This window comes from Plectonema cf. radiosum LEGE 06105, from assembly GCF_015207665.1.
GTDB classification, from domain to species: domain Bacteria; phylum Cyanobacteriota; class Cyanobacteriia; order Cyanobacteriales; family Nostocaceae; genus Rivularia; species Rivularia radiosa_A.
On the sequence record NZ_JADEWL010000045.1, the window covers coordinates 23,614 to 48,047 of the forward strand.

The 24,434-nt window shown below is 35.3% G+C and carries 19 protein-coding genes; 12 read left to right on the forward strand and 7 right to left on the reverse strand.

The window, feature by feature from the left end:
• Nucleotides 1-64: 64 nt before the first annotated feature.
• Together IQ247_RS14920 and IQ247_RS14925 are read right to left on the reverse strand one after the other, a co-directional pair.
• Nucleotides 65-3,415: a ferritin-like domain-containing protein gene (locus tag IQ247_RS14920; protein ID WP_193921234.1), complete on the reverse strand. Its 3,351-nt coding sequence runs from the start codon at nt 3,413-3,415 to the stop codon at nt 65-67.
• Between the two features lie 398 nt (nt 3,416-3,813).
• Nucleotides 3,814-5,259 (reverse strand): CHASE2 domain-containing protein, encoded by a 1,446-nt coding sequence (locus IQ247_RS14925; RefSeq protein WP_193921236.1) that lies wholly within the window; start codon nt 5,257-5,259, stop codon nt 3,814-3,816.
• A gap of 351 nt (nt 5,260-5,610) precedes the next feature.
• On the opposite strand from IQ247_RS14925, the gene IQ247_RS14930 reads away from it, so the two are divergent.
• Genes IQ247_RS14930 through IQ247_RS14940 form a run of 3 tightly spaced genes read left to right on the forward strand, consistent with a single transcriptional unit; the run spans nt 5,611 to nt 7,650 of the window.
• Entirely contained in the window at nt 5,611-6,276 is a 666-nt protein-coding gene (locus IQ247_RS14930) for a sigma-70 family RNA polymerase sigma factor (protein WP_193921238.1), read from the forward strand.
• Between the two features lie 32 nt (nt 6,277-6,308).
• Nucleotides 6,309-7,232 carry a DUF1822 family protein gene (locus tag IQ247_RS14935; RefSeq protein WP_193921240.1) on the forward strand — a complete coding sequence of 308 codons (924 nt, stop codon included), beginning with the start codon at nt 6,309-6,311 and terminating at the stop codon, nt 7,230-7,232.
• A 52-nt stretch (nt 7,233-7,284) separates the two neighbouring features.
• Nucleotides 7,285-7,650, forward strand: coding sequence for a hypothetical protein (locus tag IQ247_RS14940; RefSeq protein WP_228059755.1), 366 nt, complete (start codon nt 7,285-7,287; stop codon nt 7,648-7,650).
• Nucleotides 7,651-8,161: 511 nt separating this feature from the next.
• Here the strand turns inward: IQ247_RS14940 and IQ247_RS14945 are convergent.
• A complete protein-coding gene (locus tag IQ247_RS14945; protein WP_193921244.1) occupies nt 8,162-9,772 on the reverse strand; it encodes a vanadium-dependent haloperoxidase in 1,611 nt (536 codons plus the stop codon).
• Nucleotides 9,773-10,042: 270 nt separating this feature from the next.
• Nucleotides 10,043-11,308, reverse strand: a complete 1,266-nt coding sequence (locus tag IQ247_RS14950; protein WP_193921246.1) for a calcium-binding protein — start codon at nt 11,306-11,308, stop codon at nt 10,043-10,045.
• A 584-nt stretch (nt 11,309-11,892) separates the two neighbouring features.
• On the opposite strand from IQ247_RS14950, the gene IQ247_RS14955 reads away from it, so the two are divergent.
• Nucleotides 11,893-12,417 (forward strand): helix-turn-helix domain-containing protein, encoded by a 525-nt coding sequence (locus IQ247_RS14955; protein ID WP_228059756.1) that lies wholly within the window; start codon nt 11,893-11,895, stop codon nt 12,415-12,417.
• A 29-nt stretch (nt 12,418-12,446) separates the two neighbouring features.
• On the opposite strand, the gene IQ247_RS14960 is transcribed toward IQ247_RS14955, so the two are convergent.
• Nucleotides 12,447-13,016, reverse strand: a complete 570-nt coding sequence (locus tag IQ247_RS14960) for a tetratricopeptide repeat protein (RefSeq protein WP_193921248.1) — start codon at nt 13,014-13,016, stop codon at nt 12,447-12,449.
• Between the two features lie 58 nt (nt 13,017-13,074).
• Nucleotides 13,075-14,628 (reverse strand): fdxN element excision recombinase XisF, encoded by a 1,554-nt coding sequence (gene xisF / locus IQ247_RS14965; RefSeq protein ID WP_193921250.1) that lies wholly within the window; start codon nt 14,626-14,628, stop codon nt 13,075-13,077.
• On the opposite strand from xisF (IQ247_RS14965), the gene IQ247_RS14970 reads away from it, so the two are divergent.
• The 8 genes from IQ247_RS14970 (at nt 14,587) to IQ247_RS15005 (ending at nt 24,041) form a co-directional block, all read left to right on the forward strand.
• Nucleotides 14,587-14,940 carry a nitrogenase component 1 gene (locus IQ247_RS14970; RefSeq protein ID WP_228059757.1) on the forward strand — a complete coding sequence of 118 codons (354 nt, stop codon included), beginning with the start codon at nt 14,587-14,589 and terminating at the stop codon, nt 14,938-14,940. The genes xisF (IQ247_RS14965) and IQ247_RS14970 overlap by 42 nt on opposite strands.
• Before the next feature lie 274 nt (nt 14,941-15,214).
• Nucleotides 15,215-15,805 (forward strand): nitrogenase component 1, encoded by a 591-nt coding sequence (locus IQ247_RS14975; protein WP_193921252.1) that lies wholly within the window; start codon nt 15,215-15,217, stop codon nt 15,803-15,805.
• Between the two features lie 33 nt (nt 15,806-15,838).
• Nucleotides 15,839-17,245: a fdxN element excision recombinase XisF gene (gene xisF, locus IQ247_RS14980; protein ID WP_193921254.1), complete on the forward strand. Its 1,407-nt coding sequence runs from the start codon at nt 15,839-15,841 to the stop codon at nt 17,243-17,245.
• A gap of 589 nt (nt 17,246-17,834) precedes the next feature.
• Nucleotides 17,835-19,310 (forward strand): sigma-70 family RNA polymerase sigma factor, encoded by a 1,476-nt coding sequence (locus IQ247_RS14985; protein ID WP_193921256.1) that lies wholly within the window; start codon nt 17,835-17,837, stop codon nt 19,308-19,310.
• On the forward strand, nt 19,297-20,559 hold the full coding sequence (locus IQ247_RS14990) for a DUF1822 family protein (protein ID WP_228059758.1): 1,263 nt from the start codon (nt 19,297-19,299) through the stop codon (nt 20,557-20,559). Before IQ247_RS14985 ends, IQ247_RS14990 begins: the two co-directional genes overlap by 14 nt.
• A 454-nt stretch (nt 20,560-21,013) precedes the next feature.
• A complete protein-coding gene (locus IQ247_RS14995; protein WP_193921258.1) occupies nt 21,014-23,425 on the forward strand; it encodes a CHASE2 domain-containing protein in 2,412 nt (803 codons plus the stop codon).
• Between the two features lie 51 nt (nt 23,426-23,476).
• Nucleotides 23,477-23,794: a UPF0175 family protein gene (locus IQ247_RS15000; protein ID WP_193921260.1), complete on the forward strand. Its 318-nt coding sequence runs from the start codon at nt 23,477-23,479 to the stop codon at nt 23,792-23,794.
• Entirely contained in the window at nt 23,787-24,041 is a 255-nt protein-coding gene (locus IQ247_RS15005; RefSeq protein ID WP_193921263.1) for a type II toxin-antitoxin system VapC family toxin, read from the forward strand. Before IQ247_RS15000 ends, IQ247_RS15005 begins: the two co-directional genes overlap by 8 nt.
• 213 nt (nt 24,042-24,254) lie before the next feature.
• Here IQ247_RS15005 and IQ247_RS15010 read toward each other — a convergent pair.
• The coding region (locus IQ247_RS15010; RefSeq protein WP_193921265.1) for a hypothetical protein at nt 24,255-24,434 on the reverse strand (180 nt) is incomplete at its 5' end.

Sequence of the window (24,434 nt, forward strand, 5' to 3'; positions counted from 1 at the left end):
TGTTTTAAAAAAATACTCTGCGTTCCTCTGCGCTTACCTTTGCGCTCCTTTGCGTTTGAAAAAATCATTCCTCACTTTTCCTTAATTCCTCAAAAAAATTACAATAAAAATCAAACATTTCAGAAACTGCATCGGGAATCACTTCGCAATTATGAGAACGTTTTGCTAAATCCTCGAATTTACGAGATATTGTAGAGGCGGCAATTTCTGGGTTGGGAATATATTCCGGTGTGGGTATCTCAAAGGAGGGACCTGCTGTTCGACCGCGTTTTCCGGAGGGTAAGGTCATTAATAGTTCTCCCAAGGGACGCATCATTCCTGTCATTACATCGATGCTGGCGTTCATTAATTTGGAACGTCGTAAACTACCTTTGGGATTGGAACCGAAGTGTTGTACCATCAACTGCATCATTAGAAAGTAACTTTCGTTAAATATTTCCATAACTGTTCTAGTTTGGGGAACGGTAACGACGTTACTATTACAATCTTGATAATTTAAGCTGGGATTACGAACGGATGGGTAAGAAGGATTCCAAGTTCTTTTTTTTCCTTTCTGGGATTGATTAATTTGTTCTAGGGAAAGCGCATCTGCTAAATTGCGGAATTTTTGATAGTGCGATCGCGCAAATTTTTCAGTTTCTATTTCGCTTCCTTCTCCATGTTCGACGATGACATCTACTGCAAATAAGGCACTTTTCAAGTCGTAAACTTGCATTTGATAATCTGGGTGGGCTTTATTCAAGTTGTCGCGCATAAATAAACGATGTTCTCCACCAACGTTATCTTTATTTACGGTAAATAAGTCGGAAATATTTTGTAATCCAGTACGGATTTGACCGTATAGTTCACTTAAGGAACCGTATGTATGTAACTGTTCCGGTGTCGGAATAGGTTGATTATCAAGGGTTTCGGCGAGGAAGTCGGGCATTTCCAAACGCATAAAATACTGTAGTGATAAAGCATTTAATGGTTCGAGAGCAAAGTCGATATCTATAGGAAATTTGGCGTTGAGTTGTTTAAAATCAGGAACTGCGGGATAAAATGGTTCACCAATTGCCATTAAGATGTTATTAACTAGGAGAAAATGAATCATTTCTTCGCGAGCGATTTCGATTAATACTCCCCGCATTCCATAATTATCAACTTCTTTACCATCACCACAAGCTAAATGCAGTTGTTCAGGTGTCCATAATCCCCGACGGACATATTCTTCCCCGGTGACGTAGTTGGGAACGGAATATCCCGCGTAAATATATTGCAGCATCACAGCAATTTCTAATTCTGCTGCTTGCTTTAAAGCTGTAACTAATTGTTCGCGGGTTTGAATTTGATATTGTTTTTTTTGAGGTTCCGGCTTCTGTTCCGGTGTGGGAATATAACCAATTTGCTGTTGATTTTGCAGGAATTTAAGTAATAATTTTGATTTAGCTTCTGACATATCTCTGGTAGGGGGCATATAATATGTTTTATGTTTATTTTTGGGGTCGGACATCTGCCACATTAAACGAGCATAGGTAGCGACTTTACATTTATCGGCTAAACTAAAAACTTCGGCTTTCATAAAGGAAAAACTGGCTTCGTAGAAAGCTAAAATATGTTGGTAAATTAAGTTGAAATCTACATCTTTTTGGGGAATTTCATCTAAATGCCAATCATCACCCATTACTCTGACAGCAAGGAAGCCAACACCATTCCAAAATCCCAATTTATTGTAATTATCGTAAGCAATTTCTGCTTCATCTAAATCGTTTGGGTTACAAGGTATTTGGTTTAAGGAACTAGATATTAATACTTTAGTAGTTCCAGGTTTGGCACCTCTTAAAGTAAACCAACCCCGTCCTTCTTTATTAGTAGAAATTTCGCAACTTGAACTGAATTCTCCTTTATCTAAAATCTTCCCTGGCTTTAATCCGACGATTTGCATTTCACAATTACGGGGATAGTGGAAAGTTTTATCAAAATTATCTTGATTTTGTTCAAATTGATAACGTAATTGAGGAAAAGCTCTAGGATTATAAAATTGATTTAAATAAACTGATTCCACAGCTTGGGGACAACCTCTAACAAAAGAACGGACTTCTAATTCAACAGCATGGTCTTCCCCTTGCTTAAAATTGGGAAATTCAATAAATAAACAAGCATCATCTACCTGAAGATTAATTTCTTGCTCTTGTAATAAAATCTTTCTTTGATTATCAATCGTACCAATAATACACAAACCTTGATTTTCAACTTCAGAGCGTAAATCTTGCCAATTTTCATAATAAGGAATATCTACCAAACCACTAGTTAACTGATGAGCTTCCTTTTGATATGCTTCCTTAGATATCTTCCCAATTAATCTATAACTATCAACCGTGCGTAATTCTAAATCACCCAAATCCAACTTCGAGAAAATCTGGTGCAGTCCATTTTCAGCAATTGGCGTAATGCGGGAGGCATCATGCTTTGCATATCGCGATCGCCCTACACAAGGAACAGCCGTAATCATATTTAAACTAATACCTTGGGGAGTTAAATTTAAGGACATATTCCCCATTGCTTGAGATTCTGTTGGAGTTAATAACCTTCCATTTGGATAAGTTTTCAATTCATCCTTACACCATAAACCGATAGTTCCATGTAATTCCCAAAAACTGGGAGCATCCGGTTGCATTGGTGCGGACATATTACTAATACTAAACTGCACCACCAAACCTAAAACATCGTCTCGCTCCATGGCTTCCCGTAACATGGAAACCGTAGGAGATATATTTACCTGATCATTCCAAAGAAAATCTTGTGCATCTTTAGAAATCGCAAACTGATATACAGCAGCTTTTGCAAATTCATCATTTAAACAATGCTCCGGTAACTCGCGAATATAATTAAAATCTTGCCAACGAGCTAATAAATATCCCTCTATGGGAGCAGTTACCATATAAGGAACTTGATTGGAATCACCCAATCTACCAAAAGCTAACTGACCCAACATAATTGTATTCGTCCAATTAGAAGCGGGGTCACATTCAAATATTCTGGCACGATTGACAGTAGTTTTCACATACTCGTTATAATCACCCCAAAAATCAACACTGCGTCCGATAACTGAGTCATCAATGTCAACTTTACCAAATTCCCTTTGTGTACTGATAATTTTGGCATCAATAGAAAAATGACCATTTCCACCAAAATCCCAACCCATAGCTTTACTAAAAGCACCATTTTCATCTAACTTGCCTTCAGCGTTAAATTTTGGTCCTAAATTATAAAGGTATTGATGATACTCATTCGCTTTATGGTGTTCATTGAACGGAAGACCATTCATATAACAAGTATTATCACCCAAATCGATTAAACCGTTTTTATATCCAGTAGGAGCGTGAATGCGGGCTAAACCCTGAAAATGTAAGCGAGGGAAATCTAAAACGCTCATGGTAATTAATTATCTATATAGCAATTCATCATTTACTATTTCTATATAGAGGTGAGGGAATTAGAATTATGCAATCAGGGAATAGTTGACAGTTGAGAGTTAACGAAAAAGTTTTTGTGTGGAGGGCGATATGCAAAGCATGATGCCTCCGGCATTACGCCATTTTGTGAGAATTGGAGGATACAGATTAAGTGATATATCCGAATCTTTTCAACCTATTCATAGCAGTATAACCATTAATTATTGATTAAGTAACCCATAATACTTTAATGTACGTAGGCGCGATTAGTGATTGCTGGTGGGAGAAAATTCACAGCAGTTAGTTAGTTGTACTTGAGCAATTTTTCCTAAACCGATAGATTCTAAAATTTCTGACCATTCTGAATTGATTCCAGGAGCTAATTTAATTTCGGCGAAAGACGAGTTTTTAATTGTTGTTGTTCGGGGTTTACGGGAAAATCTCTAAAGATATCCAATCCGATGACTCGTGGTTGATGAGGTTCAAGTTTTGTGAATAATTTATTTAATGCACTATCGGCTAAAGACCCTTTTCTATTCTGCTGCTCGGCTAGTCCAAAATCTGTTTCTTTTATTCCTACCACTAATAATCTTTGATCGGGTGGTTGATCAAATCGCGATCGCATTAGTTGGTCGTAAGTTTGCAATTCCCATTTTTGCAAAATTCCCAGTCGTCGGACTCCCATTACCAAAGTTGTAATGAGTAAAGTGGTTAATAGCAATGTTCTCCAACTTTTGAAGGGTAAGTTAGTTGATTGCTTCCATTGCATTGGTTTGATTGTAGGATGCTCACATATTATAGGTAGCCAACTAGCACCGGGATATTCGGCTTCTAATCCTTGTAGTTGTTCTCTAGCTGTACGAACAGCGTTATATATAGACTCCCCTCCAGAAAAAGTGATCAGAAAATCCTTTAAAAATTGTTGAGCCACAAAATCCGGTACGGGTTCTTTCATGACAATTATTTGTCCAATATGCAAATCCTGTAATTCCGGTACCAATCCCAATCCATCGCAAGAATTAAAAATTGCTAGTTGTAAACCGTTACTCACAGCATTTCTCAAAGCATAGCGTAGTTGTGCAATGGTCAAACTATCTTCTCCATTCAGATATATTCTCCCTGTATCTGCTTCGCTGTGACTATGACCTGCAAAAAATAAAATATTCCAATTTTGGTTCCACAGTTGTTCGCTTATATCTTGTGGTCTAGGTTGGACTAAAAAGGTTGTATTGGCATTATTTAAATTTTCTAACAATTGTTTATCTTGATTAATATCAATTCCATCACTATTACCTAAAATTGCTAAAATCTTAATTTTATTCCTATAGATAGATGTTTGCGGTACAGATATTTGTTCTAAATTATCAGCACTTAAAGTAACTTCTGCTTTGGGATAATCACGGTCAATTAAATCCCATAAATGCCAAGGAAGTTTTTTCAATTGTATGGAGTCGGTACTAATTAAAACTCGTATTTCATCGGATGGCATCAAATATTTTAACAATTTTTCGCGAGCGAGACGAAATGATTCGCTCTGAAGCCATTGATTAAAACAATTACGTAATTCACAGGCTTTTTGATAACAATCTTGTCTATTTTGAGAGAGGGAACCGTAAACAATTCTATTAACTTTAATACGAGTCAGTTTACTTAAATTTCCAGACATAGAATACCATTGTTCTATTGCTGTTACCATCTGTGGTGTAGCAGGTAAACTACAAGTAACTTCTATGGTTGGACGTGCATTTTCACACCCAATTTCGAGTCTGACTCGGACTCCCGTTTCCAAATTACCATCGAGTTTAAGTACAACTAATTTTCTCATCGGTCAGTTATCAGTTAACAGTACAGTTATAATATTATCCTTACAAACCAGATATGGAGGAAAAAACAGAATCAATCATCGTAATCATTTTTGAAGCTGTTGCGGAATCATAAAATACGAAAGTGTATTTTGATGGGTTATCATAACAAGCCCCAAATTAAGCGAATTATCTATAAGCGTTTTAAGAGTGTTAGTGAAGGGTGTCCTTTATGACATACAGTGAACAGTAAACAGTTATCTATTGATATGCTCCCTATCTTATCTCTGAGCATACAGCAAGTTCGGGGATTGATAACTGATTTAATGCTTGACGCTTTGAGGGTATTGTAAAACATTTTCGTATATGATTTTATGAATCAGTTAGATTTAAAATTGCGAGAGCTGATTGCATCTGTTCAACAGTTACCACCTAAAAGTTTGGAGCGTCAGCAAATTTTGGCTGAGGTGTATTTATTAGTGATGAAATCTGGCAAACTGTGGAAAGAACATACATGGTACTATAATGATGCTCTCCAAGAAATGTGGGAATATTGTTGCGAACATTCGGAAGAATATAACCCTGAGATTAAAAGTCCGATTGTTTGGCTTGATGATGAACTAAAAAAACGATTGAGGAGAATGCGAGACGGTAAAAATAGACAGCAACGACGGTTTATTACAGCAATACAAACAGAACAAGGAATCATAATTAACCCTATAGATGGTATAGTAGCCCCTCCAGACATTGAATCAGTGATGGAAATTTGGCAAAAAACCATTTCATGGGTGCAGAATGATTCAAATGAACGATTACGCAATATTTGTTTCCGAAAACGTCCCGAAATCAACGCTCAGACTTTAATTTTACGACGACTTCCTCCAGATACACCTTCTTGGCAAACCATTGCCTTAGAATTTAAACTAAATCCACAAGAAGCAAAAGATTTACCTAAATTTTACAATCGTAAATGCTTGCCTCTGTTAAGGGAATTCGGTTTATCTCAAGGTTATATAGAAGAAATCAGATATTGTTTGTAGCGGCACTAAACAAACCCGAAAAACCCAGTGTCATGAATAAAAATAACCAATTTCCAACTGAGGATTGGTCAATTCCGGTACCACTAACATCAGAGATTTTACAGATAGCAGAGCAATTTGCTCAAGAGCAGTCAATTCCTAGGAAAGCACAACAGGTTTATCTCAATACTATTGCTGTATGTGCTGTGAATAACTATTTACGTATTCTGGGGATTCCCACTAATCTCACAGCCGGGGATAGTTGGAATTCTGCGGTACGTTTAGTTGAAGATGTAGCAGATTTATGGATAACTGGTAAAGGGAGTTTAGAATGTCGTCCAATTCAATCAGGGACTTTAACTTGTTCGATTCCTCCTTTGATTGGTTTGGAAAAAATCGGCTATTTAATAGTTGAGATTGATCGAGAAGATAAACAAGCTATATTACGAGGATTTACGGCAAATAAACAATTAAGCGGGGTTTTATCTATAGATAAATTGAATTCTCTTGAAGATTTGCCCGCATACCTCGATAAACTTAGACCATTAGTAAATCTAAGTCAATGGTTGAGAAATATTTTTGAAACTGGTTGGGAGACTACAGAAATTTTAGGTAAACAAGTAAATCAGCCTGCTTTCGCTTTTAGAAGTAAATTAAAAATAAATCATTTGCAGCGTTGTAAGCTGTTAGAATTAGGACACAAAGGTGAATTGATAGCTTTGATTGTGACAATCACTTCAGAATTGAAATCAAATATTAATATTGTTGTCGAACTCAAGCCTGCTTCCAGTCAAATTTACCTACCTGCCAACCTACAATTAATATTATTAGATGAGGAACAACAACCAATAATAGATACAAAAACTAAAGAAGCCAATCAGCATATCCAGTTAGATTTGACTGCTGAACCGGGAGAGCATTTTACTATTAAGGTACTCAAGGGAGAGGTGACTTTCACTGAAAACTTTATCGTTTAGCAAGCATTTATTACTCATAAAAAAATACTCAATACATCGACGAGGTACATCTATGTTTATACAGAATAATCCTGCGAAAAATATGACTCAAAATCAATCTTTGTTATCCCTAAGAGTATGGCGATCGCCATTGCTCGGATTAGTAAATTTATTAGTTATGGGTGGAACAATTGTATTCGGCGGAGAATTGGTGTTAGGAGAAGATACCCCGACTCCGGAAAATCGATGTTTGATTCCAGGATGCCCACCAATGTGCGTTCCCCTAGAAGCGTGCAAGCCACCTGCTCCAGCAGAGCCAATTGTCCAAAAAATAATACAATTGTATCCAGCAGCAGTAGAACAACTGCAAAAAGATGATCCACAAGCGATAGAAAAGTTATATCAAGGTGATAGAAAAACATGGCTCTTTCGTACATAACGTGCTTAATTTTTCATGAAGGTCGATAATTTTGTTTAAAATCAAGGCTTACAAGCAGTTATGGTCTAAATCTCAGCTTGAAAAGGTGTTTTGAAGTTAATAATGGCTGTAAGCAAATACCAGCAAAGGTTTCAAGATTATTTTTCAGCCAATTTAGCACGCTAAGTACGGAAGAGCCGGAAAAATTATATAGAGACGTGATATTGCAACGTCTCTATTTTTTTATGGTTACATCATGTCCGGTTAAACACTTGTAATCAAGTTAGCTGGGGAATACTTAACAATTACCCATTACCAGTCGTCGGTACGGGAACTGTGCAACGGCTTCCGCGTAACCGGCGTTTCCCGGTCAACATGATATTATAGATTAATTCAGGAGTAAGTATTGACAGAATCATCAAAGTATGGGAATAAATATTATTTTCCTGTTATCCAAATTGCGATCGCGTAGTGCAAGGGAGGCGATCGCAATTTAGGTGAAACAGATTCTACAAGGGAAAAGGAATATTAATTAACCAAAGTTATCAAACACAAAATTACCGATATTTTCACCGACACTGACACCATCTACATTTGCAGCGTTAATATGAACTCCACCAAAAAGACGACTATCAGCATTTTCATCAGCAGCTTGGGAAAAACTACCATATGAACGAGAAACACCTGGTAATTCTTGAGAAGGAATCTCAAAACTGGTATTATCGCCAAAAAAGCCAGCCAGAATAGCACTAGCTGCACCACCAAAAACAGAATGTCCGGATATGTAATCGGGAAATGGAGGAGTATCTAATAAAGGTTCCCAATTTGGATCAGCAATAGTATTCGGATTATTATCTGCGTCGGCTTCTCGAATTGCAGTTATGGGACGAAGTTGTTCGTAGACATACTTTGCGTCCCATGCTGCAATCCCTGCATCAGCTAAACCAGTATTTAACACTGCAAATAACTTGGCATTATCTTCTAAAGAGTTACCTTTATCTAATGCCACCTCTTGAGCAATTTGATTCCACTGACCAGGTGGTCTAAATGAATCATTACGGTCATAAGCCCAAAATAGGGCGATTTCAGTTTGGTCTGCGTTACGAGTGGTACTATTTTCTGCACCCAATTCCTTGACTTGATTTAGCTGTGTCGCGTAAAAAGGACTGTTGTATTGCGGAAATGTATTGGGACGAAATTGATTACCGCTTTCCAAGACAAATGGAGTCACTCCTCCCCAATCTGGGAATAATGCTTCGTCTACAAAACCGGGTATTTGATCTGTGGTGTCACCATCACTAAAAGTAAATTGCCAATCACCTATACCATTTCCCGGTGTAAAGGGTACTTGTGCGGTTGCTGAACCATCATTTTGACGTTCGTTGATTATGTTGTCAGCAGCTTGTTTTCCTAGTTCAAACCCATTGTCCTTTGCTTCACTATCAGGAATTGCTTCAAGAAAATCGTTTCGTAAGCTTTGAATTGTAGATGCTTGTGTAGGAAACAAATCAATTAAAGTTTCAGAAGCTGCTCCCACTACCGCAGCTTCGTCAGATGCATCTGGTGCTTGCAAAACAGCATCATAAATTGCTTGGTGAACAATTGCTTGTTGATGTGCTGCTAATGGGGGTGGAGTTCCATCACCACCATCTTTTCCAGTAGCTTGGATGGTGTTTAAGAGAATCGAATTCCATTGAATAACAGCGTCACCTTGAGTAATTAATTCAGCGTCTGAAATTATGCTTCCAGTATCTTCATTACCCGGTTCTACCTCTGCAAATAGATAATATAAACCTGGAGAAACAACACTAGCAGTGCGAAAATCAGACCCTGCGAAATCGATAGTTAAAGTTTGAAATTCTCCGGGAGCTAGAGTAATGTTGTCTTGTTTAAGAGTACCTAAAAGTTCATCAGTACCTTTGAGCAAATCATTTCCATCTGCACTTACATCGTCTATTTTGTTGAGATTATTTAAATCTAATACTTTATCGGTAGAAGCATAAAGTTTTAGGTCTAAAGGTGCGTTAAAATCTGTATTTCCTTGATTGGTAATAGTAACTTCAACTTTACCTTGTTCGTCAGGAAAAATTGTTGGTGTTTGAATTACTTCACCGAAATCAACAGTTAAATTTGCGTCACTCATAAGTATCTCCTCTTTTTTCTTTTTTTGTATGATGGATTAAGCAGATAGATTATATTGAGAAAAATCCATTTTTCTAGTAATAATTAATCACAATTTAACTTGCTTATCACTTATTACTAGAAAACTCTTATTGATAGGACTTACCCGATGAACCGCACCCGATGGGTGAATGTCACAATAGAGGGGTTAGTGCATGATACTACAAGCTGCTTATTTTTACCTTTAAGATAGTTGAAAGTGTCAGACAACGCCATAAAAATGTGCCAGAGACTAGACAAAAACAAATTGAGTAGTATCATTTAGACTCAGAGTCTCAACTGATATTTCCTGAACAAGAGCAATTAATTCGGATGTATTTTGTCCTTCATTTAAAAATATTGCCGTACCAGAGATATTATCAATAGGAGATGTACCCAAAGAATACATACTCTCTGAACCTGCTAATTGAATTTTATCGGCACCACGAATCACACCATCACCAACAAAACCAAAATCAGTAATTAAAGCATAATCCCCAATGCCATTGCTGTCGATGTTGCTATTGTTATAGAGAACTACATCTTGAATCACAACATCATTCCCATTTTCATCTCTACCGTTAGCTTCAGCAAGTCCTAAAACAAAAGTGTCGTTGTCTCTACCACCAGTTAAAGTATCTCTCTCCCCAAAACCAAATCCTAATTCTGAACGACCAAAAAAATCTGTATCAGTACCAATTAACTTATCCTTACCTCTTCCACCCTTAAGTTCATCATTACCTTGTCCACCAGTAAGTTCGTCGCTTCCTTGATTTCCTTCTAGGATGTCATTTCCCTTACCACCATAAACTTTGTCGTTACCACCTCCACCAATTACAGTATCATCACCACCGACAGTTGAAAAAGGTTCTCCCTCAAAACTATCACCGTAAAGAGTATCTTCTCCTTGATTTCCATAAACTAAATCGTTACCATCTCCACCTTCAGCATAATCATTTCCATCTCCACCATAAATAGTATCTTCACGGTCTTGCCCATAAAGGATATCATCTCCCTCGTTGCCATAAATAGTATCATTACCGCTTCCAATTAAGCTGGAATTTTCACTAGCAGAATAGTCTCCAAAAATCAGATCAACTCCGGCATTTCCTTCGATAACATCATTTTCACCTCCACCACTAATAATGTCATCTCCAGCTTGACCAAAAATTTCGTCATCGCCACCCAGAGCGATAATATTATCGTTTATATCAGTACCGATAATTGTTTCACCATTGGGAGTACCGATGATTCTATTCAAACCAGAAATAGTACTATCAGTTGTGGGTACTTGTAAATCTGGTTCAAATCCTGGTGTTTGACTTGGAGGTGGTTGTAATGCTTCAGATTCTTGTTGCTGGAGGATTTCTAACCTAGTTTGTTGCTCTGGAGTCAATTGGATACCTACTGGTTGAGTAGATTCAAAAATCGCCTCTTGTGTTGCACTAGGTTGTTCGCCTTCTGCTTCTGCGACTGCTTCAAGTTGTAATTCTTGTTCTAATGTTAGATTTTCTGTCATTGTTTTTCCCTCATTAATGATGTGTCATGAACAATTACAATAACTAATCAATGCAAATAGTTCTCTAAAACTAATTCGCAATTAATTACTAAACTACGTAGAAACACATGATTGATGCAAATTCTTCAGAAAGCCAACTTTAACAGGATAAAACTTACCGGGGAACGCCGGCCCTCCTTACGCGGAAGCCGTTGTACGGCTCCCGTACCGACGACTATTTGTTAGTTTTACGAACAGTTGATTTCTGGCGAATTACTTATTCAAAATATAAATTCAACTTTCACACAATATTCAGATTAAGCTGACTTATATCTCTAGAGATTTATCTGATGAGCTAGAGCTTTATAGGGCTTTACTCTCTTTTATTTAAAACTATATTCTGTGAATGTCAATACATTTTTCCAAGTTTAAATCACATAATTCTCTTAATTATGTTTTTGAGAAAATTAAAATATTCTTAAAATATTCTTAAATTATCTTTAAATTTGAATAACTTTGAAAATATTCAGCTTTAGCTTGCGAAAAAATGGTTTTAGTGACGTAGTAACTAATGACATGGGTGGGAAAGGAAAGGAAAACAAACAATGAAAATTGGGTATTGCTCAACTAAAAACCAACCATTTCCCAATCAAAACTACTGTCTGACAACGGAGGAAACGATGAAGATAGCTAAAAGTTTGTATTTAACATCTTCCCAACGCCAGATATTGCAAAAAAGTTTAGAATATAATTTACGTCCTGAATTTCGTCGTCGAATTCATATTATGCTACTTGCGGATGCAGGTGAATCTCAAACAAATATATGTAAAAAACTAGGTTGTTCACATGAGGCTGCCCGGCACTGGATTTGTATGTTAAAAACAAATCGGTTTTATAAATGGGATGATTCTCCTATCGGAAGACCTAAGATAGTGAGCGAAAAATATATTCAACGGTTACAAGAATTAGTAATTAATAGTCCGCGAGAATATGGTTATGCATTTGAAAGATGGACGGCAGAATGGTTAAAAAAACATTTAGCAAAAGAACTAGGAATTAGTATTAGTAACTATCATATTACTCGGTTACTAAAATCAATGGGACTTTCTACTGTAAACAAGAATAAATAAAATAAATAATTGAGATTAAAGAGTACTTATTAGAGCCAATTTCCAACCAAAATAAAAGAAGACCAAAAATAAGGAATACTATATTCTTCTTGGTTTAATAAAGCTAATTGAGCATGACGTAAAGCTTGTGATTTAGTGATATGAGGTTTGTTCAATTCGTGATAAAAATGACTATAAATTAGGTAAGCATCTTGCCAAGTGGTTATTGCATTTTCAAATTCTCCTTGTGCAAATTGCAATTTTCCTTTAACATCTAATGATTGTGCATAAATCTTAGAGATTTTATTTTTTGGTAAAGATTGCAATAAACTAAGTGAATGATTGATAGTTTTTTCAGCTTTTTGCCATTGTGCTAATTTTTGATACCCTAAAGAGAGATTACTTAAAGCTATGGCTTGATATTTTGAAACTGCTTGTTTTAATAATTCTATTGCTTTGTCAAATCTTCCTATTTCATAAAATTTTTTACCTTGTTCAATTAAATTTTGTGTTGGTAAAGAGTTGATAAATGGAGGTGTTGCTAAAACCGGCGGCAATCCTGTTAAAATTAATGATATTAATAATATTAAAATTAAATGTTTTAATCTTTTGATTAACATCTTAATAATGAGTTGACAGTTGACAGGACACAGGGAACACACTTCACTGTCAACTGATTTAATTCACAAGATGTAGTAATTCAATTTTTGTAACGCGATCGCCATTTACGACTATTTTTTTGATACATCCTTGCAATAAAGCTTTTTTATCCTCTATCTGCAATTGTTGCCAAAATTTAGGATTTGAAAACGCTTGAATAACTCGCTCTTTAGCAATCAAATATTGAACGGAATTATTAGTAACAGTGGCTAAAATATCAGCAATCTGCATTTTAATATCCTCCTTAGCTGTTTCAATTGCGGAATTTGATGGTAGTGCTTCAAGAGTATTTAACGATGCTCTAAGGGTTTTTACTTGAGATGGTTCTTCTATGACTTTGGTTTTTTGTTCTGCTAAGACTGCTAATTTTTCGGCTTCTTTAACTAAATATTCAATCACCTGCTTTTCTAAATTATCCGAAGAAATCATCTTACCGTTACTACAAGCACCTGTGCGATAAAAACTACATTGGTAATGATGTCGAATAAAATTCTGTTTTTTGACTAATTTCTTACACTGACGACTGTAAGCTGCATCACAATAAGCACATTTAATTAAGTTGGCAAAGGGATTAGTATATTTTTGTTCGCTAACCCATCGGTTATTACGGTTTCCACGAATCATGGTTTTGATGCGTTCGTGTTCTTCACGGGTAATAATCGCTTCCGAATCGTGGGTTCCCCAGACAACTTCCCATTCGTCAAAGGGTTTACGGTGTCCTTTGGAACGAACTACTGTGTTATAAGGGGTTCCTCCTGCATACACGGGATTGACAAGAATTGACCGTAATCCGGAAACTGACCATTTTAAACCTGTATGGGGATAGCGTAAATTTAACCCGCTTCCACGAGATTTATTGATATTTGCCAATATAATTTCGTCTTCTTCTGCCAATATATTAATTTTATCGTTGTGGAATTGAGGAACAGCATTTGCTTGAATTCCTAGAATATCGTGTAATTTTTTCGCTGTTTGAGATACTGTACCGACTAGAAAAAAAGTGTCAAATACTAATCGCATTAATTGAGAACGTGTTAATTCAATTTGTTGTTCAATCAAACAAACACAAGGACTATTATCTCTTTGATATTTATCCGAATCAACTGTATATCCTAATGGAGCATTCCAATGAGCTTTTTTATTAGCTTTGCGAGTATCTCGTTCTTTTTTGACTCGCATTCCTAACATTTTTACTTCATATTTACTCGCTGCTAATCTGACATCAATTGTTAATTCTCCACCAATACTTGATATATCAAATGGCTCATCAATTGCAGTTGGTTCGATATTTTTTTTCTTTAAAGCATCCATCAATTTATAAAAGGTTATTGATGATGAAGTTAAACGGTCTATTCTAATAAATAATAACTGGGATACTTGACCTTTTCTTAATGCCTGAATATCATCAATTAACCGTAAAAGCCCTTTACGTTTGTCGCTAGTACGACTTTCAACGTCATAATACAACTTGGTGGCTCCCGCACTCCGCAAACGACGCATTTGCTTAATCAGCGCTCCTTCATCCTCTGCTTGTTCATCGGTGCTAACGCGAGCATATCCCCAAATGTCCATACAGTATACCTTCGAGCAATTTTATCTATTTTACCTGATAGTAAACATATTAGTTCTTTACTGTTCACCGAACCCGTAGACTTTATCATTGGTAATTCCTACGGTAAGTATTTAGAGCGCGATACTAAGATTCCTTTGATTCGTATCGGCTATCCTATCATGGACCGCCACAATCTACACCGCTACGCTACCATCGGTTATCAAGGTACTATCAATCTACTTACTTGGGTTGTAAATGCTATCTTTGAGGATATCGATCGCAATACCAATATTCCTTCTAAGACTGACATTTCCTTCGATTTGATTCGTTAGAAATTGAATTAATTTGCGACGTGCCTTTTAAGGGAAAGGTAATGGTAATTAAGGATGAGGTATAAAGGCTCAAGTATGAAATGTGAAGATATTTTATCCTTTATCCTTTATACTTCGGCTTCCTTTTTTACCTTTTCCTTTTTTTATAATTGGTATTTTCTCCAATATAGGGAAAAGCTTTTTAACAATATATTGAACATCTAAGATACTGAATAAACAAAATTATTGATAACTGTTAACTGATAACTGATAACTGATTTATTAGGCTGAAAAAATGAAAATAACTCAAAGTAAAATTAATGAATTGCTAACTGAACCAGGATGCGAGCATAATCATCAAAAAGATGGGGAAAAGAAAAATAAAGCTTGTAAACAACAAGCTCAACCGGGTGCAGCACAAGGAGGTTGTTCTTTTGATGGAGCGATGATTGCTCTGGTTCCCATTACCGATGCTGCTCATTTAGTACATGGACCAATTGCTTGTTCTGGTAATTCTTGGGGTAGTCGTGGTAGTCTTTCTTCTGGTCCAATGCTTTACAAAAAGGGCTTTACTACTGATTTGAGCGAAAATGATGTAATTTTCGGTGGCGAAAAAAAACTTTACAAAGCTATCCAACACGTACACAAAAATTACAACCCCGCTGCTATTTTTGTTTACTCTACCTGCGTCACAGCTTTGATTGGTGAGGATATAGATGCTGTTTGTAAAGCTGCCGAGAAGAAATTAGGTGTTCCGATTATTCCTGTAAATGCTCCGGGTTTTGTTGGTAGTAAAAATCTCGGTAATCGTCTGGCTGGAGAAACTTTATTAGAACACGTTGTCGGTACTGCTGAACCAAAACGTTTACAACAACACCTTTTATGATATGATTCCAGGAAACGATTTGAATCGATTCTTATGAGAGTTTACGGTTATGCTCGCGTTAGTACCCAAGAACAAGCTGAGGAATTTGATGCATTAAATCAACAGATAGCGAGATTAAAAGCAGCGGGTGCGAGGGAAGTATTAATAGATATTGAATCTGGACGTAATGATTCGAGGAAGCAGTTTAACGAGTTGTTGAGGTTAGCGCAACATCACATTGTTGACGAAATAATTATAACTCGTATAGACCGCTTGGGTCGGAGTGTGATTACAATTCACAAGGCGATCGAAGTATTTGTGAAACATAATGTGAATTTGCGGGTATTAGATGCACCAGTCGATCCAAATAGTCCTTTTGGTTGGTTTAGTATTAATCAGATGTCGGGATTGGCTGAATTTGAATCGAGGCTTTTATCCCAACGGGTGAAACAAGGAAACGAATATTTTCGACAGCAGTTAAAGTTTTGCGTTGCTCCATTTGGATATACCAAGGATGAAAATCATCGGTTGACTCCGAATCAAAATATTCACGAAAAGTCGGGTAAAACTTATTTTGAGTTAGCCAAAATAATTATTGATTTAATTTTAGAAAGGCGATCACTAAAGGATGTATGTAACTATATTTATACCGAATATGAAATAGTGTTTACGGTATCAGGGTTGCGAGATTGGTCAAGAAATCTTGCATTACAAGGACATACAGCATATTTTGTCAAAAAGAAAAAAGGTATTAATCGGGAACCGATTATTAATTTTAATACCCATGAGGCTTTAATTAACTCGACAACATTAGATGCAATCGAACGTAAGTTGTCAGCAAATAGGAAATACCGTAGTTCCGCACAATCAACCCGTGGAAACTATCCCCTTGCAGGTTTAATAAAATGCGTCCATTGTGGGGGTAGTATGTATCGTAACTTTTCCCGACATCAAACAAAAACCGAATATATGCGGTGTGTTAATTATAGTAAACCAGGGTTATATCATTGTGAGAATTCAAAATGCACCCGATTGAGGGAAATTATAGCCAAGACTATTAGGACTTTGTGTAAAAATGCTCCGAATTTAATCGAGCATTTAGAAAATCATTCACAGACGACAGAAGTTATCAATACCAAAGAGATTGAAAAATTAACCAACGAATTGTCAGTTTTACGGGGACTTCGCAGTTCAAACCCTGATATAATTGCGGCGATGGTCAAAATAGAAGCAACTATTAATACCCTATCAATCCCGGTAAAAATAGTTGATAGTAATGGGTTAGAGAATGCTAAAAGAAAAATTGCGATCGCGTCTCAAGCAGCATTTTGGGAATCATTGGATGATCAGGAACTCAAATTAGCATTATCGGAATTTGTGGAAAAAGTTGAGGTGGATTCCGAGGGGAATGTAACTCCGAATTTTAAATTACCATTCACCCTATCCTCAATAGTTCCATAGCTGTTGATAAACTCTTGGGGAGACATATCCCCAACCTTTAAATCTCCGTAGTATTTTTCATAAGCTTCAAGTAACCTGTCATTAAGCATTTTAAACACTTGTTGAGAATGTGTCGAAGTCATAACATAAACAGTGTAGCGATGTATTTAGGTTATTTGTTAGCGAAAATTTTTCTGTTTGCAGCAAACAACTTGAAAATTGCCAAATCCATCAAGTGAATAATATCCGGTGTCTTCTATCAATAGATGTATAACCACCTTGACAATAGTGTCAAAAGCTGAAGAATCTATTAGTAACAAATGATAGATACATTTAGTAGTCAATTGATGAGAAATTACCATGGTAGCGGATGAATCCAATTTTCCATACTTTGAAAGGTGAATCGATCGGAAAATTGGTTCAAACTGCATAATCACTTTACAGAGGCACCCATAAATATATATAGCAATATAGGACACCTGCATTAATGCGGCAAAGATGCAAATCAATAATAATGATGAATTTTTATGGGTGAAATAGCAATCATGTATTGTTAATATCATTAAATATAGGAGAAGGAATGTTTCAAATAATTATCTGGTAATATTTTATGCTTATGGAAAGACGGGGAAACATCATCAAGAAGTTTTCTAGCTTTATCAGCTTTACAGGTGATAATCATCAAATAAAATTGAGTTGGCAGGTTGACTTGACATTAGAAAATAGTATCAAATTAAAAGTAGCAACAGACCCAGAGGCGAAAGAAAGTTTTTGGGTGCAATATTTTCTGAAAGTGTTATTAATTCAACACCAATTTGAAAATCCGGAATATATTCCCACAGCAAAAAGGCATTTTTCAGCTTATTTACAAGAAGCCTGTTTTAAAGCTGCCAAAGATATACATCATGAATTGAAGTATATTAAGCATAAATATTCTTTAGAAGAATGTTTTCAAATAGCAAATATTGCTGCTAGTTCACCGAACCAATTTTTCAATAATTTTAATTTATCACGAGATAAAATTAATATAGAAGCATATGCAATAACTGCTTTTAAACGATTTATTCGCAATCAAATTTATCAGCAAGATTTAGAAGCGAGAAGAACAAAATTTTCTAATTATGGTTTATTAAAGAATTTAAGTACGAAGGAATTAAATAAGGCTTTGCTCTCGCAAAACGTTAATAGTCAACAAATCATTTTATATCGTTTAGGTTGGCAATGCTTTAATGAAATTTTTCAGCCACCATCTAACCAGTTGAGTCGCACACCAAATCCTTCAGAAGAAGACTTTACAGTAATTGCTAATTATTACAATCAACGTTGCAAGCAACTGAATCTTATCAATGTATCAGCAACAGATATCACAATTAAAGAAATACTTGAAACTTGTATAAATGCAGCTAAAAATTATCGTACTAAGCAATATTTTTCCTTTGAAGAAAATTATCATGGTATTTGTGACGATACACCATCTACCTTGGATATATTAATACAGCAGGAAGAATGGCAGCAAGTACAAGTGATTATTGACAATTTATTCACCAATATGCCAAAACTATGTCAAATCATTTTTCAATTATGGCAGGGATTAAACTTAACTCAAACAGAAATAGCCAATCTTCTCAAATCTAAATATCCAGAGTTGCAAAAACAGTATCAAGTAGCTCGTCAGTTAAAAAGATATACAAGAAGTATATTAAGAGAATTTGCCGAGGAATGGAATAAAGTGAATTCAGAAATCTACCTGGATAGCGATAAAGATATTGAAAGAATTAAATCAGCTTTAGATAAATGTTTAGAATTATATTGCAAACAATTTTTATTCTCGATTCTAGATGAAACATTTCAGAAGTTTATTGTTGAAAAGCAAAAAAATTGTGATTTGAGCCATCCTTTAAGTTTAGTAATGGTCATTAAATTAAATTTCATTGATTTATTCCAAAATGAACTTGAAAAAAGTATGTGTTTAGCTGCTAATTCTCTTTCAGCAGTTAATTCTAAGCTGGTTGACATTGTAAATGAGTGGATAGAAATTAAAGAAATTAAAGAAATTAAACAGGATAATTTTTATGATAGGAAATAATCAGATGTTGAAATTAGAAGATTTGTTAGAAATTTATCCCGAACATTTATGGTTGGAATTTTCTGAAAAAGAACAGGAAACAGCATGGAATCAAAGTAGCGTAAATCATGACCAAAATGCAACTGCTTGTCACAGAGCTTTTGTTAATAACTTATGTTTAAATACTTTCGTTAAATGGTTGGAAGATGAACCGGATTTACCCGAAAAATTCCAGATACCCGCACCATCTCCAGATTTGCATCGACAATGGGAATTTGTGAATGGAATTGAGTTAACTTTTAATCGAACTCGTTTAGTTTTAATTCCCACTGAACAAGATAATATCGATGAGTTTCGTATTCCCCAAGAATGGATTGATATTCCTAATTGGGTTGCTAATTACTATGTTCCGGTACAAGTAAATTTAGCAGAAAATTGGTTAAGGATATGGGGATTTATTAGTTATGGACAAGTTATCAAGAAAGCAAAATATGATTCTCTCGATAGAAGTTATTGTGTAGATAATTGGGATTTAACTGCGGATATTAACGTTATGTGGGTAGCTCAGCAACTTTGTGCAGTTAAGGAACTAAAAGTTAAGCCATTACCAAGTTTATCAAAAGTTCAAGCACAAGAAATTATTCACCAATTAAGCAAATCAACTGTTTATTCCCCTCGTTTAGATATTGATTTTAATTTGTGGGGAGCAATCTTAAATGACAATGAATATCGCTTTATTTTGTATAGTCAGAGCATAAAAAAATCACACAATAATCTTATGAAAAATACAAATAAAATTGTATATAATTTGAGTTCATGGTTTGATAATATCTTTAATGAAGGTTGGTGTTCTGTTGATGATTTATTTAGTTTGACAGATACAAGGGCTTTTCAATTCAGAAGCGATTCTGTTTTGAATGAAGTTTGTGTCAAAGGAGCTAAACTGATTGATTTAGGGATGCAAATAGAAAATAAATCTGTAGCGTTACTGATTGGTTTATCACCGCAAATTGATAATAAAGTTGGTATTCGCGTACAGCTTTATCCAGCATCTGGAGAAACTTATTTACCCGCTCATATTAAATTAAGTTTGCTTTCTGAGTTGGGAACAACTTTACATTCAGTTGAATCGAGAAGTTACGATAATTATATTCAATTGAAAAGATTTAAACTTCCCTTGGGTAAACATTTCAGTATTCAAGTAGCTCTCAAAGATGTCCAAATTATCGAGAATTTTATTCTTGAAGGGTTCGCCTCTTCCGATATATGATTAAGTTCTTTAATTCCGCAAAAACTCTACAAAGAATGAATTACAAAATATAAAAATAATTTCTTAATGCCAATGCTCTAATTTACAAGTGTAGGCAAGAAGTTGATTTTTGATGAATTTTGTTATTTTGATATTTTTTAATAACTAATAGTTATTTTGATAGTATCATCTGATGCCAATCTAAAGAATATTCCTTTGGATAGATAAATTAGGATATTGTCGATCGCACCTGGATTAAAAATTGGTTTAAAAACCTTGCAAAAGCATTTAAAAACCCCGGTTATTTTTTGCGTTGTCGAGAATGGTGTAAAATATGATATTAAATTCACCCGAATGTACCAGTTGGAATAATCCTTAAGAGTAGCCTCCAAAGATTAGTTCCCAGGAACCGATACTGATAACTGATAACTGTCAACTGTCAACTGTCAACTGTCCTCTGTCCTCTGATAAATTTATGAGTAAAATAGTGGTATTGAACTTATCGGGGGGTAACTTACAACAGGGATTTAAAAACGCGATCGCGCAAATTTACGAATGCCAAGAAAACGTAAATAGTTTCCTGATTCAGTATACTGTTAGTTTACCTGCTGCACCGCAACTAAACGAACTTTATAGACGTTGGCAAATTTTGTATAACTTATTATATGATTCTTTAATTCCGGATTTGAATTGGCGACAGGAATGGGAATCGGGTGTAGAAATAGAAATAGAATCAGAAGATATTACAAATATTTCATCGATTGAATTTAATAAATTATGCGACGAATTAAGAGATAAAATTAATATTTGGTTGAATTCGGGAAATTTTGTGAATATAGAGCAGAAAATACGTACAAAATTAAATCCCAGGGAAGAAATTCAAGTCATTATTCAAACAGATTTAGATGAACTGCGACGATTACCTTGGAACTTATGGGATTTTTTTGATGATTATCCTGATGCAGTTTTATGTTTGAGTATGCCTCAATTTGAGCGATTGGAAACTAAAAATAAATCTGACAATCATCAAATCAGAATTTTAGCAATTTTAGGTAATAGCGAAAATATTGATATCCAAACAGATAAAAGAATATTAGAAAATTTACCAGGTGCAGAAACAACGTTTTTAGTAGAACCTCAACGTCAAGAATTAGATTCGATGCTTTGGGATAAAAAAGGATGGGATATATTATTTTTTGCTGGACATAGTTCGAGTCAATTAAATGGAGAAACCGGACGGATTTGTATTAATCACCATGATAGTTTAACAATAGAGCAATTAAAAAATGGTTTAAGAGCAGCCATATCACGAGGGTTACGGTTAGCGATTTTCAATTCTTGCGATGGTTTGGGATTAGCAACTCAACTTGCTTCATTAAATATTCCCCAAATGATTGTAATGCGTGAACCAGTACCTGATTTAGTTGCTCAGAAATTTCTCAAATTCTTCTTAGGAGCTTTTTGTGAATCCAAATCCTTTTATTTAGCAGTACGAGAAGCTGGAGAGAGATTACAAGGTTTAGAAGCGGAATTTCCCTGTGCTAGTTGGTTGCCAGTAATTTGTCAAAATCCCACCGTAACACCTTTAGTTTGGTCAAATCCGCTTCAAAAACCCAAAAAATCGAATTATGCCAGATTATCCCCCCATAGAATTTTACCTGTAATTTTCACCATGAGTTTTGCGATCGCAACTGCAATTAGTGGAGCAAGATATTTAGGATTATTACAAAATTGGGAACTTGCAGCGTTTGATAGGATGATGGTAAGTCGTCCGGATGAAGGAAAAGACCAGCGGATTTTAATCGTCGAGATAACTGAAGCTGATGTACAATCACAAAATGCAGAAGAAAGAGGTGGTGCATCGCTTTCAGATAGAACATTCGCGCAACTGGTAAATAAGTTAGAAAAACACAATCCTCGCATCATCGGTTTAGATATCTATCGAGAGCATCCCGTAAAAAAGGAATATACAGATTTAGCTGAATGGATGAAAACAAGTCCAAAATTTATTGCAGTTTGTCAGGTGAGTGAAGGGGATAAAAACCCCGGTGTTCCACCACCTCCAGGAGTTATGAATAAAAATTTAGGATTTAGTGATGTTGTAGTAGATGATGATATAATATTACGCCGACATTTATTAGCAATGGCTCCTATAGAACCTTGTAATACTGATAAATCCTTGAGTTTTCAACTTGCACAACGTTACTTAGCCCAATCCAATCTAGAACTAAAACTCAATCCTGAAGATAACTCAAAACCAGGTAATAGTATATTTCCATATTTATTAGAAGATAACAGCGGTGGTTATAGTAAAATTGATAATCTAGGTTATCAGATAATGCTTAATTGGCGATCGACATCTGAAGTAGGAATGAGAGTTACCCTATCTGATGTACTCAACGATAAAGTTAAACCCGATTTAATTAAAGATAAAATAGTCATTATTGGTACCACAGCAGAAAGTTTTAAAGATTATTGGCAGACACCTTATAAGGAGACTCCAGGGGTAATTATACACGCACAGATGGTGAGTCAACTGATTAGTGCTGTGCTTGATAATAGACCGTTATTATGGGTATGGTCAAAATGGAGTGAAGCATTGTGGATTTACTGTTGGTCAATTGTGGGAGGGTTACTTACTTGGAGATGTAAATCAGGATTGCATCTGGGATTAACTATAGGATTATCCGAAATTATATTATATTATCTTTGTTATGCTTTATTAATTCAAGGTGGTTGGATACCCTTGGTACCTTCCGTCTTAGCAATTATAGCTGGTAGCAGTAGCATTGCAGTATATACCCGATTTAAGTTAACATCTTCGGGAATTCTCAATAGCACCGACAGTACAACTATACATACAAAATCCGTCTGGGTTGACTATTAAAAGGAAGTTTAAAGGCTAAAATAAAAATGTAGAATTGAAAAATTTGAAATTATGCAAATTACAATTGATTTACCAGATAAACTCACACAGAAAGTTCAAGATAAATGGGGTGATTTATCTCAAAAAGTTCTTGATAAATTAGTTCTAGAAGCTTTTCTAGAGGGTTTGATTAATTGTGATGAATTTAGGGAAATTTTAGGTTTTGATAATGATATCTCTTTAAAAGATTTTTTATCAGCAAATATTCCCCTTCATAATTCAGGATTGTTGAATTTAGCAGGAAGTTGTGCGGATATAGATTTTACAGTTGATAATCTAGGTGTTTGTGATGAAATGGATGATGATTTAGTTGGGGTTTTTGATGAGTGATTTTTCTCTAATTTATTTACTCGATACTAATGCTTGTATAGTGTATTTAAAGAACAAAAATTCTAGTATTAATCATCATTTTAATAGCATAGAATCGAATAAAATTGTAGTTTGCTCTGTGGTTAAGGCTGAGTTATTTTATGGTTCTTCAAATCCTAGTAAGAAGTCGGGTTTTTTAGATAAATATGGCGTTGCATCAGACAATCTGACTAAAAACCCGACTTCTGGGACGAGCTTTTTGCAATAAATACTTTTACAGCAAACCCTACTTATAAACGCAGAGGGACACAAAGTTAAACGCAGGGTGACGCAGAGTTTTTCATCATGCATTAAATAGTTCCAATATTAAGCGGAAAAAATCTGATTCAAAAACCTTGTAGAAACGCGATACCCTAGGTGTCTCTACATTTTCAATTCATAGCACGATTCAGCAATGCCTATGGTTTTAAAATCAAACAGGCTAACAACCAACTTTGTTAAAATTATCTTTTTTTAGATTAGGCTTACCAGCGACAAAAAGTATATCACCATTTTCATCCATAACCCAACCAGTAGCTTCAACAATCTGATTTTGGATTTTAGATTTTGGATTTTGGATTAATAATTGTGAATTATCCCCTTGTCCCCTTGTCCCCCCATC

Bases quoted from the DNA above. Each gene is read 5' to 3' on its own strand.
- IQ247_RS14935 (WP_193921240.1), top strand. From the start codon at position 6,309: ATGAATAAAAATAACCAATTTCCAACTGAGGATTGGTCAATTCCGGTA.
- IQ247_RS14925 (WP_193921236.1), bottom strand. From the start codon at position 5,259: ATGAGAAAATTAGTTGTACTTAAACTCGATGGTAATTTGGAAACGGGA.
- IQ247_RS15000 (WP_193921260.1), top strand. From the start codon at position 23,477: ATGCAAATTACAATTGATTTACCAGATAAACTCACACAGAAAGTTCAA.
- IQ247_RS14960 (WP_193921248.1), bottom strand. From the start codon at position 13,016: ATGTTAATCAAAAGATTAAAACATTTAATTTTAATATTATTAATATCA.
- IQ247_RS14975 (WP_193921252.1), top strand. From the start codon at position 15,215: ATGAAAATAACTCAAAGTAAAATTAATGAATTGCTAACTGAACCAGGA.
- xisF (WP_193921250.1), bottom strand. From the start codon at position 14,628: ATGGACATTTGGGGATATGCTCGCGTTAGCACCGATGAACAAGCAGAG.
- IQ247_RS14950 (WP_193921246.1), bottom strand. From the start codon at position 11,308: ATGACAGAAAATCTAACATTAGAACAAGAATTACAACTTGAAGCAGTC.
- IQ247_RS14985 (WP_193921256.1), top strand. From the start codon at position 17,835: ATGCTTATGGAAAGACGGGGAAACATCATCAAGAAGTTTTCTAGCTTT.
- IQ247_RS14930 (WP_193921238.1), top strand. From the start codon at position 5,611: ATGAATCAGTTAGATTTAAAATTGCGAGAGCTGATTGCATCTGTTCAA.
- IQ247_RS14940 (WP_228059755.1), top strand. From the start codon at position 7,285: ATGTTTATACAGAATAATCCTGCGAAAAATATGACTCAAAATCAATCT.
- IQ247_RS14955 (WP_228059756.1), top strand. From the start codon at position 11,893: ATGAAAATTGGGTATTGCTCAACTAAAAACCAACCATTTCCCAATCAA.
- IQ247_RS15005 (WP_193921263.1), top strand. From the start codon at position 23,787: ATGAGTGATTTTTCTCTAATTTATTTACTCGATACTAATGCTTGTATA.
- IQ247_RS14995 (WP_193921258.1), top strand. From the start codon at position 21,014: ATGAGTAAAATAGTGGTATTGAACTTATCGGGGGGTAACTTACAACAG.
- IQ247_RS14945 (WP_193921244.1), bottom strand. From the start codon at position 9,772: ATGAGTGACGCAAATTTAACTGTTGATTTCGGTGAAGTAATTCAAACA.
- xisF (WP_193921254.1), top strand. From the start codon at position 15,839: ATGAGAGTTTACGGTTATGCTCGCGTTAGTACCCAAGAACAAGCTGAG.
- IQ247_RS14990 (WP_228059758.1), top strand. From the start codon at position 19,297: ATGATAGGAAATAATCAGATGTTGAAATTAGAAGATTTGTTAGAAATT.
- IQ247_RS14920 (WP_193921234.1), bottom strand. From the start codon at position 3,415: ATGAGCGTTTTAGATTTCCCTCGCTTACATTTTCAGGGTTTAGCCCGC.